Origin of the sequence: Okeania sp. SIO2F5 (assembly GCF_010692685.1) — a bacterium.
Lineage (GTDB): Bacteria > Cyanobacteriota > Cyanobacteriia > Cyanobacteriales > Microcoleaceae > Okeania > Okeania hirsuta.
In genome coordinates this window covers 1-9,430 of sequence record NZ_JAAHGU010000206.1, presented here as the reverse complement: position 1 = coordinate 9,430, position 9,430 = coordinate 1, and the positions used below count along the sequence as shown (strand labels likewise).

11 protein-coding genes and 1 tRNA gene are annotated in these 9,430 nt (G+C 36.8%); 2 read left to right on the top strand and 10 right to left on the bottom strand.

The window, feature by feature from the left end:
• Nucleotides 1–447: 447 nt before the first annotated feature.
• From F6K27_RS31210 to F6K27_RS31165, 10 genes are all read right to left on the bottom strand, one after another.
• Nucleotides 448–1,182 (bottom strand): 2-phosphosulfolactate phosphatase family protein, encoded by a 735-nt coding sequence (locus tag F6K27_RS31210; RefSeq protein ID WP_287277365.1) that lies wholly within the window; start codon nucleotides 1,180–1,182, stop codon nucleotides 448–450.
• A 374-nt stretch (nucleotides 1,183–1,556) separates the two neighbouring features.
• On the bottom strand, nucleotides 1,557–1,970 hold the full coding sequence (locus F6K27_RS31205; RefSeq protein ID WP_287277364.1) for a hypothetical protein: 414 nt from the start codon (nucleotides 1,968–1,970) through the stop codon (nucleotides 1,557–1,559).
• Nucleotides 1,967–2,179, bottom strand: a complete 213-nt coding sequence (locus tag F6K27_RS31200; protein WP_287277363.1) for a hypothetical protein — start codon at nucleotides 2,177–2,179, stop codon at nucleotides 1,967–1,969. The genes F6K27_RS31205 and F6K27_RS31200 overlap by 4 nt, the downstream gene beginning before the upstream one ends.
• A gap of 492 nt (nucleotides 2,180–2,671) precedes the next feature.
• Nucleotides 2,672–2,989 (bottom strand): hypothetical protein, encoded by a 318-nt coding sequence (locus tag F6K27_RS31195; protein ID WP_287277362.1) that lies wholly within the window; start codon nucleotides 2,987–2,989, stop codon nucleotides 2,672–2,674.
• Nucleotides 2,990–3,469: 480 nt separating this feature from the next.
• Nucleotides 3,470–3,895, bottom strand: a complete 426-nt coding sequence (locus tag F6K27_RS31190; RefSeq protein ID WP_287277361.1) for an AAA family ATPase — start codon at nucleotides 3,893–3,895, stop codon at nucleotides 3,470–3,472.
• On the bottom strand, nucleotides 3,885–4,079 hold the full coding sequence (locus F6K27_RS31185) for a hypothetical protein (RefSeq protein ID WP_287277359.1): 195 nt from the start codon (nucleotides 4,077–4,079) through the stop codon (nucleotides 3,885–3,887). Before F6K27_RS31185 ends, F6K27_RS31190 begins: the two co-directional genes overlap by 11 nt.
• Before the next feature lie 712 nt (nucleotides 4,080–4,791).
• Nucleotides 4,792–4,908: a photosystem I reaction center subunit VIII gene (locus F6K27_RS31180; protein WP_287277358.1), complete on the bottom strand. Its 117-nt coding sequence runs from the start codon at nucleotides 4,906–4,908 to the stop codon at nucleotides 4,792–4,794.
• 163 nt (nucleotides 4,909–5,071) lie between these two features.
• Nucleotides 5,072–5,557 carry a photosystem I reaction center protein subunit XI gene (locus tag F6K27_RS31175; protein ID WP_287277356.1) on the bottom strand — a complete coding sequence of 162 codons (486 nt, stop codon included), beginning with the start codon at nucleotides 5,555–5,557 and terminating at the stop codon, nucleotides 5,072–5,074.
• A 483-nt stretch (nucleotides 5,558–6,040) separates the two neighbouring features.
• Entirely contained in the window at nucleotides 6,041–6,730 is a 690-nt protein-coding gene (locus F6K27_RS31170) for a TIGR04283 family arsenosugar biosynthesis glycosyltransferase (RefSeq protein WP_287277354.1), read from the bottom strand.
• A 341-nt stretch (nucleotides 6,731–7,071) separates the two neighbouring features.
• Nucleotides 7,072–7,701 (bottom strand): TIGR04282 family arsenosugar biosynthesis glycosyltransferase, encoded by a 630-nt coding sequence (locus tag F6K27_RS31165; RefSeq protein WP_124143430.1) that lies wholly within the window; start codon nucleotides 7,699–7,701, stop codon nucleotides 7,072–7,074.
• Nucleotides 7,702–7,919: 218 nt separating this feature from the next.
• Here F6K27_RS31165 and F6K27_RS31160 point away from each other — a divergent pair, with 218 nt between their 5' ends.
• Both F6K27_RS31160 and F6K27_RS31155 read left to right on the top strand, forming a co-directional pair.
• Entirely contained in the window at nucleotides 7,920–8,852 is a 933-nt protein-coding gene (locus tag F6K27_RS31160; RefSeq protein ID WP_287277353.1) for a TIGR04168 family protein, read from the top strand.
• A gap of 184 nt (nucleotides 8,853–9,036) precedes the next feature.
• A tRNA-Ser gene (locus tag F6K27_RS31155) sits at nucleotides 9,037–9,121 on the top strand.
• The last annotated feature ends 309 nt before the right edge of the window (nucleotides 9,122–9,430 follow it).

Below are 9,430 nucleotides of genomic sequence, written 5' to 3'. Positions count from 1 at the left end.
TGGACTGAGGACTGAGGACTGAGGACTGACTGCTGATGCCAAAAGCACATACCGCCTACAAAGATACTATAGCAGTCGCCAATATAGTTAGGACATCGAGTAATTATGATGATTTACAGCGCTTTTCAAATTGATGAACCACATCTTCACACATCAAACCTTGTAGGGACATTCCATGGAACGTCCCTACTGTGGTCTACCTAAATGAAAACCGCTGTATGACCCGAGCAAGATGCTCGCACTAATTGTCAAACACCAACCTGGAAGTTGCTATAAATGGGTTCTATATAACCCATTTGAGACCTATATAATTATGGTAGTCAAGTCTTTTCGCGCATCAATTTTGACCGAAAATCTGAAGTAAGGAGTGTTTTTTGTATCATTTCTCCCCACATCTACCCTCTTACCTCCTGTCTCCTGACTCCTGACTCCTGACTCCTTCTTCAATTATGCTTTAATTAAAACTCCTGGTTCTTTCTGCATAGGCAAAATATCTAAGGTGTCAGTTTGAGAGCAATATTTGAGGTCTTCATAACACTCTAAGCGTTGGAGACGTTTGCCATGACTGGCATAATTTAATAGTTCATATAATTTTTGCTCCCACTGAAGATAGAGAGATATTGCGCCAAATACTTCATCATTTCCTACAGTTTCATCTGGGAGAGAATTAGTTTCTGTAATTAGGGTATGAGCGATCGCTCCTGCACAGACTGTATCTTCCAATGAATAACTACCTTCCCACCCAGACCCCAAGATCCAAATAGTTTCTGGTTTATTGGTTTTGAGATATTCAACTACAGAGCGACGATTGACAAGTGCTGCTGCTAGGACAACTTTAGCATTTTGAATCCGCTGAAGACAACGAGTGCCATTAGTAGTAGTCATAAATAAACGTTTATCTTTGACAACTTCTGAAGTAAAGTTGAGGGGTGAGTTGCCTTCATCACAACCTTCTACTTTTTTGCCTCCTCTTTCTCCTACACGAATGCGTTTGTCAGCAGGCCATTGCTCGCTGACTGCCATTAATTCTTGAACATCGCTAAATACTTGTACTGCTTCTGCACCTGCATTTAATGCTGTGGCCATTGTTGTTGTTGCTCTGAGGACATCAACCGCGATCGCGCAGTCTGGCATATTTTCGGTGGGGGTTTCTTCGGGAGTGTGGTAGATGAATATTTTCACGGTTTACATTCTGAGTAATATTATTGATTAATTATTGTATTGCTTTATAGCGCTATGCACAGGCAACCCACCCCTAACCCCTCCCAGGAGGGGAATAAATTGCCGATAATATAAGACTTTTAGCTATTGGACACTTCCTGCAATTTGTAAATATACCAGTGCACACTGCTTTATCAAAATAATATGGGTCGCGCAACCCCGCTTTTTAAGGCGAAATATTTTTGGAGAGTTGCTTAAAATTCTCTACTTCCCCTCCCCTCCTGGGAGGGGTTAGGGGTGGGTTAACTTCTGACTGTCTTGAGTGTGTCTTACATTCTGAGGGGACCTCAGAATTACACACTCGCTTCTGACTTCTGACTTCGTCAAGTGGACATTTATTCTGTTTTGCCAGTAATAATTCTGCGGATGTCGTCTTGAATTTGAGTACCAGTCTTTCCTTCCCATCGTACTTTTAACAAATTCAGTCCCACCTCTGCATATTTTGTGATAATTTCCAGAACTTCCCGACTTTCAGTAGTTTGGGGTTGACTGTTACGTTTAGTTATGGCATGGACTCCTGCTTCTAGTGCCAGACGTACCTCATCATCAACAATTTTCATAATTGCCATATCCTGGCGACTTTTGAGAGAAACTTGGGAGATATCAGCATTTTGTTTGATGGCATAAGCTGCGGCAAATACATAAGCATCAACCATTCGTCCGAAAACGGCCTGACTTTTGAGGGCGTCCAAATAACCTCTCGCTTCTGGTGTGGGGCGAATAGTTGCGTTGGGGTCGATACGTTTCATTTTTCTTCCTCTACTACGGAAGCATCCTTTGTTGCCCCAAGACGACGAATATTGAGAGTACCTGCAATTTGAGGTTCCACAATATTTAAAAGATGCGAGGGAAAGTCTCGGTCTGTTGCTAAAACTATTACCTGGGATGGAATTTCTGGTAATGATTTAATTAAGTTTTTCTGATGTTTGGTATCTAGATGACCAAAAGGAGTATCCATAATTAAAGGTGCTGCTGTACCAGATGCTAAATTTAATCCTGTGATAAAAGCGAAAGCTAATGCTTCTTTTTCTCCTGCGCTTAAGGTTTCTGGGTCGATAATTTGACCTACTGCATTTTTGACTCCTAAAGTATAGTCTGGTTGAATTTTTATACCTTGATATTCTTCTGGTTTATTAGTGACTTTGCGATGAATTTTAGAGGTTCGATCTTCGATGGTTTGTTTCCTTTCTTCTGTACACTATTTAATTAGTTCATCTGTGGCATGAGAAAGACTTATTGCTAGTTTTGCTTGCTTTGCTAAAGTTTCTGTTTGTTGATCTTGAGTTACTAATTTTTCTATTTCTCGGCGTTGTTTTTATTCGTCTTTTTTTAAATCTTCTATTTCCTTATTTAATCTCTCAATTTGCTCTTTTTTCTGTCTGGCAGTTTGCTCTGCTGCTCCTACCAATTGCCAAGTTACTTGAGCTTCTTCTTGATTAATTCCTTTAGTTTATCGTTTCAGACGATATGGGTCTAGTTTGATTTTTTCTAGTTCATCTTGTAGGCAATCGCGCTCCAACAAAAGGTCTTGAAAGTTAGGTATTTTATAATCGGAAATTGTTTCTAAGCGGTTGCGTAATTCATCCTGACGGATTACTTCTTGGGTACTACTAACACCAGATTCTAAACTTTCAATTTCTTTGATAATAAATTGACGAGAATCTTCATCTATACAACGACCACAAACACAAGTTTTATCTTCTAGTAGCTCTCGTAAAATCTTAACTGAACCAGAACGTCGAGCGGTTGTAATAGCTGTACTTTGCATATCATCTGCAACTTATCTCACAAATTCTATTAATAGCGGAATAGGTGCTTGTCTCAACCCACTTTCTAATTTTTCTGTGGCTTTTTTGAGGTTTTCTTTACAACGTTCTTGCTCTCTTTCTAAATCCTTTAATTGTTCTAATTTCTGTTGCAGTGCTTCAATTTTATTTGCATCTTTTCTTGTTTCTTCCAGTTCAATCTCAGCCTGTCTCTCGGCTAATTTTGCTTCATCAAGTTGTGCTGTTTTGACTTCTATATTTTCTTGAATTTATCGAAGTTTTTGTTTGACTTGTCTGAGACTTTCATTCACCGAATCTACTTCATCAAATTTTCTATCTAATTTTTTTCTAGTAATTTCTACATCGTGCCGGAGATTTAGTAATTCAGTAATTCCAAGTATTCTCTCTATGGCTTTGTGGGTTTCTTTAGTGTGAATTCGTTGAGCATAACGTTTGATTTCTACACCATCAAAGAAGAAAAATTATTTACAGGAATTTGGCAATAGTTCCTCAATTTTTTCTGGCACATCTCTGATATTTTTACCATTTTTATTGATTACTGGTAGTTCTACTTTTGCTCTAGCTGTCTCGCCTTGTATTTCTCTTTTTGCAACTCTGCTAATATTATAAATATCTCCATTACGCTCAAAAACAAGTTCTACTGACATTTCTACATTAGGATTCTCTTTAACTATTACCCGATTAAAATGGTCTAGTAATTTAGAATCAGAAATAGCTTTTGCACCGTAAAGACACCATTGAATTGCCTCTAGTATAGATGTTTTGCCAAATCCATTTTGACCAAAAACAATCCAGATTTGCTTATCAGTATTTAGGTTAAATTTTATTTCTTGATTTTGATAACATTTCCAGTTTTTTAGACGAATACTTCTGAGTTTAAGCCCCATAATGAGTATCCTCCATAAATGATTCTGATGAGTCTGTATACCGTTCAATCATTTCGAGTAATTTTGTCGGAGCAGTCTTGCGTTTTTGCTTGAAAATTTCTTGTTTTTCAAGTTCAATTGCTGCTGTAATGAGTTCCAGAGGAATTTCATATTTTTCTGCTAATTCTTGTAGTTTTTCTTCCACTTTTCAACCCGATATCCTTCAGTAAATTTCAACAGTATTAGTTATCTTCTACAGGTCAGCACAGATACTCTATAGTTATTAATTTATTAATTATGACTATAGCGATTCTCATATTAATGGAATACAGTCTTTTTTCTATATTAAGGTGTTCCCTAAAATCCAAAAATTTTTTACCTCATGTAGAAGCAGAAATTCTATATACTTTGATCGAAACACTTTATCGGAAGAAAAGCATTGATATTTATACGAAAAAATCTATATATAAGATATTATAAATTTATTATATTTCCGTCATTATACGATAATTTTAATATTCCTAATGCTGATAATTAGGGCTTACCGATCTAATCTAAAAGCATTGACATATAAAGATAAGTGCCTTTTTGGGGTCGAAAAAAGTGCAAATTTTTCAGCTCTTCATGCTCAAAAAGGAGCGTATTTTAGGCGCATAGTTGGGCAAAAAAATCATTCTTACAATTCTTACTCCTGCCTCCTCGCTCATTCCCATTTCTCCTGTCTCCTGTCTCCTGTCTCCTGTCTCCTTCCCCTACTAAAAGACTTTTGAGCGCAAACCCTAATTAATAATGGAAAATATTACCAAAATCCACCCCAAAAAACATAAAAAAAGTGGCGTTTTTATCCCCTGCATTATCAGATAGATATTCATACGCCACTTTATTCAATTAACTTATTGACCTAGAAGTATAAAAAACTAGGCTTCGCTCTCAATGTAAATGAACAATAAACCCATAGCTACAATTGGCATTAACCAGGTAACTATAGGAATTAAAATCCAAGGTAAGTAAGCTGCGGCATAAGAACCAGTCATTTCATATTCTCCTTAAATTACACTATTTCAAAGTAGGTGATTATCTGATTTTATCAAAATTTTACTTGTTTTTTGAGAAAATTTTACCAGTAATTATTTCACCAATTCAAGCAGGATGTAAATCTGCTTTTTAGATTTACATCTTCAACTATTTCAGAGGTATTTAGTTATTAACGAAACCACGGAAAATTGAGTCTAGAACCTCAAAGTTTTCTAGTAGGAAAAATGCAACAACTACACCACCCATACCACCAATGAAGAAACCACCAGTAAACTGACTCCAACCTTCAGAAGTTTTGAGTGGGTCTGCACTTTCGGGACTATCTCCTTGGAAGGAAACTATTCCATAAGTGGATAGGCAGATAGTGGCAATTAGAATTAGGGCGATCGCAGAAATTAGCCCACCTAAGTTAGCTGTGGCAGAATCCCGTAATGGACCTAGTTTTGTCCAAGGGCCAACGATGAAATAACCATGGGCCATACCTATTTCTAGACCCCGTAAAATTGGGGATAGACCTTTGCGGTAAGCAGGTAGATTACCGATAAATGTTCTCGTAAAGTCAGAATCACTGATTGGAGTAGATAAATGACCAACGAAAGGGTCTCCATTATAGGGTTGAACAAATCCTGTATCTGTAGCTTCTGGCATACTTAATTCTTTCCTCTGAGTAGGAGTTTAAAAATCTTTAGAAGATATTAAGCTAATATTTTACGAGGTAAGTGCATTCTATATCTCAAAATTAGTTTTTAACTTTAAAAAAGTTAATCTAATGTGATTATTTTTAATATTTTTTTAATTTTAATTATTGCTCTGCTGATTAAATCTAAAAGCATTGACATATAAGAACTTTAGGCTTTTTTTTGTCGAAAAAAGTGCCAGTTTTTCAGCTCTTCATGCTCAAAAAGTTAGTCTTTTAGACAGATAGTTGAGCAAAAAATCCCAAATTGACAATTATTACTCCTACCTCCTCGCATTCCCTTTTCTCCTGTCTCCCCCTCCTGGGAGGGGTTAGGGGTGGGTTGTCTCCTGTCTCCTACCTTCACCCATAAGACTTTTGAGCGCAAACCCTAATTATTGAATATTTTGTGATTCTCCTTTGGTAGTAGCTCTGAAAGTCCAAAATCTTCTTATTTAGTCCTTAAAGTTAACATACAATCGCGCTAGTCTTTTTGGAGATACCCCAAGTAGATAAGCAATAATAACTATTTGATTAATGAAAGTCGTTTTGAGTATTCCTAATTTTTGCCACCGACGGCCAGAAGTAAATACTGGAGATGGTATAATTGCTATTTGTCCTCTTTTTTTTAACTGTCGTATCAATTCAAAATCTTCCATAATTGGTATTTCTGGGAAACCACCAATTTCTTGAAAAACTTTGGTTGGGAGAAAAATTCCTTGGTCCCCATAAGGCATTTGCAAATAACGCGACCGCCAATTTACCATTCTTTCAACTATTCGTAAACCTTTTGTTTTTCCTCTAATACTTAGTTCAAAAGCACCTGCAATAATTTTCGGTTTGACCAATATCTCTTCCAACATTCGGTCAAAATTTGAAGGTAAAAGGGTATCTCCATGTAGAAATAAAAGAATTTTTCCAGTTGCTATTTTTGCTCCACAATTCATCTGAGTGGCACGACCAGGAAGAGAAGAAATAATTTGGATATTTAAACATTTAATCAGCTCAATTGTTCCATCATTACTGCCACCATCAACAACTATTATTTCTATATCTTTATCTTTTGCCGTTTGAGCTGTTGAAATTGTTTGGGTAATCGTACTAACTTCATTTAAAACAGGAATAATAATCGAAATACTGGTCATTTCAGTTATCAGTTATCAGTTAAAGAAAGGCAGAAGGTAGAAGGCAGAAGGCAGAAGGTAAAGAAAGGTTCCAGGACAGAAGTTTTTTTTATAACTGATTATCCGAATATGATACAGCGGATTCCACCTTGGTGAAGTACATCCCTCGCGGACAAGATGCCCGCACTTGCATTCATTTAATTATTAATATTTGTACTTCATATACTTGGAATATGCTGTATAAACTCAGACTATAGAGCATCCTAATTTTTGGGGTGCATCTCATATTTACAAAAATACTTTTCTCCTATTCTCTATTCCCTATTCTCTGTTCCCTAAAAGCTATAAGTTTTTGGCTTTCTTCAAAACTGAGATGTACCCTTAATTTTAAACTGTGATTTTTCTAAATCTTCTGGACGGTCAATATCAGAAAGCTTAGGTAAATAATCAATAACTAACTTCAAACTTTGAGCGATCGCTACAGTTTTTGACAATACTTCGGACGTTCCCCAATTAATTCCTTGAAATAATTCTGGAGTAATTTTTCTCAGACCAATTAAATAATAACCCCCATCTGTTGCAGGACCAATTATCACATCAGATTCAGTCAGTTTAGCAAAAGCTTGTAAAATAATTTCAGAAGTTAAACTAGGGCAATCTATACCAATAATTACCACAGATTTCATCCCCCGATTAAAAGCAGATTGAAACCCTCTTGCCATACGTTCCCCTAAATCCCCCATACCTTGTTCTTGATATTTTAAATCTGAACCTAACCAATTTTTCATTAATTGTAAATCGCCACCGACAAATCTAACTTCAACAGATAATGAAATAAAATCAAATAACTTATTAGCTTTTTTTACAGTTGTTTCAGTCATCTGACGTTGCAAATTTGCTGCACCTTCAGCCCCCAAAGCAGGTATTAATCGTGTTTTAGTTTTTCCTGGTTCTGGATAGCGAGTAAAAATAATTAGTTGTTGATGTTCCATTGTGATACAATATGACCTAGATTTAAGTCTATTTTTGAGAATAAATTTGAGTTAAATTCTACAATAAATAAGTAAAAAAAACTTCCATATAGTTATTCACTATGTCAAAAAAAAATCCGATTGGATAGACTAGATTTAACAAATAGCAGCTAATCTTTAAAAGTCTTCCAAATATTTCTAGTAATTCAGAGAAAATACTATTAGCAAAAAAAGTAAAAATGACAGATAATCTAGAAAAATTGAGCAAAATTGCCATTGTTGGAGATGTTCACGATCAATGGGAACCAGAAGATGAAATAGCCCTCAAATATCTAGGAGTTGACTTAGTACTATTTGTGGGAGATTTTGGTAATGAAGCAGTAGAAGTGGTACAAGCGATCGCTGCTATTGATATCCCTAAAGCAGTAGTTTTTGGTAATCACGATGCTTGGTATACCGCAACAGAATGGGGCAGAAAAAAATGCCCTTATGACCAAACTCAAGAAGACAGAGTACAACAACAAATAGACTTATTTGGAGAAGCTCATGTAGGTTATGGAAAGCGAGATTTTCCAGAGTTAGACTTGACAGTTATTGGGACTCGTCCTTTTAGTTGGGGAGGTCCAGAATGGAAATATCAAGATTTTTATCAGCAAAGGTTTGGAGTTAATAGTTTTGAGGAATCTACTAATTTAATAGTCAAGGCAGTAGAGAATGCAGTATGTCAAAATATAATTTTTCTTGGCCATAATGGGCCTGTTGGTTTAGGAGATGCCCCCGAAGATCCAGTGGGACGTGACTGGCAACCCAGAGGTGGAGATTTCGGCGACCCTGATTTTAGGGATGCCATTGTAAAATCTCGGCAATTGGGCAAGAATATTTCCTTAGTGACTTTTGGTCACATGCACCATAGATTGAGACATATTCAGGAAAAGTTGCGTAAGCGTGTTGATGTAGATACCGAAGGGACATTATATTTGAATGCAGCAAGTGTGCCACGCATCATAGAAAATGAGGGCCAGAAAGAACGGAATTTCTCAATTGTATCTATGAAGGCAGGCATAATATCTCAAGCTGCTTTGGTTTGGGTTGGCCATGATTTGAAAGTAGTTTCTGAAGAAATTTTATATTCCCAATCCAAATCTGTTGTTGAGCCTGCACAAGTGCTATAATATATAAATGTCAAAACAGTTATAGCAGTCGAATCAAAGCTTAGGACATTCCTAAATGCTCAAACTCAGTCAGAGATTACTTCTGACTTGCGGGTAGCGCTATAGAGTATTTCTAACTCCTGAACAAAAATTAAAAATGACTTTTAACTTTTAACTTTTGACTTTTGACTTTTGACTTATTAATGGAGAGGTGGCAGAGTGGTCGAATGCGCTCGACTTGAAATCGAGTGAGGGTCAAACCTCCGTGGGTTCGAATCCCACCCTCTCCGTTTTTTTTCTAACTTAGGCGTTGGTTATTTGAGGTATGAATCATGCCTGGATAATTAGTGAACAAAAAAGTTTCTCTTCTACTACTCTTACTACTCTTTCTTCTTATTTCTTCCCTCCTGACTCGGTCCTCCTGACTCCCCCTCTTGGGAGGGGTTAGGGGTGGGTTGACTCCTAAATAATTGGCGTTGCACAGTGACGAATGATTTGATATTTTTGAAGGAGACAGGAGACAGCTATACTGGAGACAGGAGGAAAATTACTTGGGGTGAGAATCCCCATGTAATGCGTGAACACCCCCGTTGACGGTG

What these genes read in the sequence shown, in the direction of transcription:
- F6K27_RS31205 (WP_287277364.1), bottom strand. Translation starts at nt 1,970, where the DNA reads ATGAAACGTATCGACCCCAACGCAACTATTCGCCCCACACCAGAAGCG.
- F6K27_RS31200 (WP_287277363.1), bottom strand. Translation starts at nt 2,179, where the DNA reads ATGGATACTCCTTTTGGTCATCTAGATACCAAACATCAGAAAAACTTA.
- F6K27_RS31195 (WP_287277362.1), bottom strand. Translation starts at nt 2,989, where the DNA reads ATGCAAAGTACAGCTATTACAACCGCTCGACGTTCTGGTTCAGTTAAG.
- F6K27_RS31190 (WP_287277361.1), bottom strand. Translation starts at nt 3,895, where the DNA reads ATGGGGCTTAAACTCAGAAGTATTCGTCTAAAAAACTGGAAATGTTAT.
- F6K27_RS31180 (WP_287277358.1), bottom strand. Translation starts at nt 4,908, where the DNA reads ATGACTGGTTCTTATGCCGCAGCTTACTTACCTTGGATTTTAATTCCT.
- F6K27_RS31175 (WP_287277356.1), bottom strand. Translation starts at nt 5,557, where the DNA reads ATGCCAGAAGCTACAGATACAGGATTTGTTCAACCCTATAATGGAGAC.
- F6K27_RS31170 (WP_287277354.1), bottom strand. Translation starts at nt 6,730, where the DNA reads ATGACCAGTATTTCGATTATTATTCCTGTTTTAAATGAAGTTAGTACG.
- F6K27_RS31165 (WP_124143430.1), bottom strand. Translation starts at nt 7,701, where the DNA reads ATGGAACATCAACAACTAATTATTTTTACTCGCTATCCAGAACCAGGA.
- F6K27_RS31160 (WP_287277353.1), top strand. Translation starts at nt 7,920, where the DNA reads ATGACAGATAATCTAGAAAAATTGAGCAAAATTGCCATTGTTGGAGAT.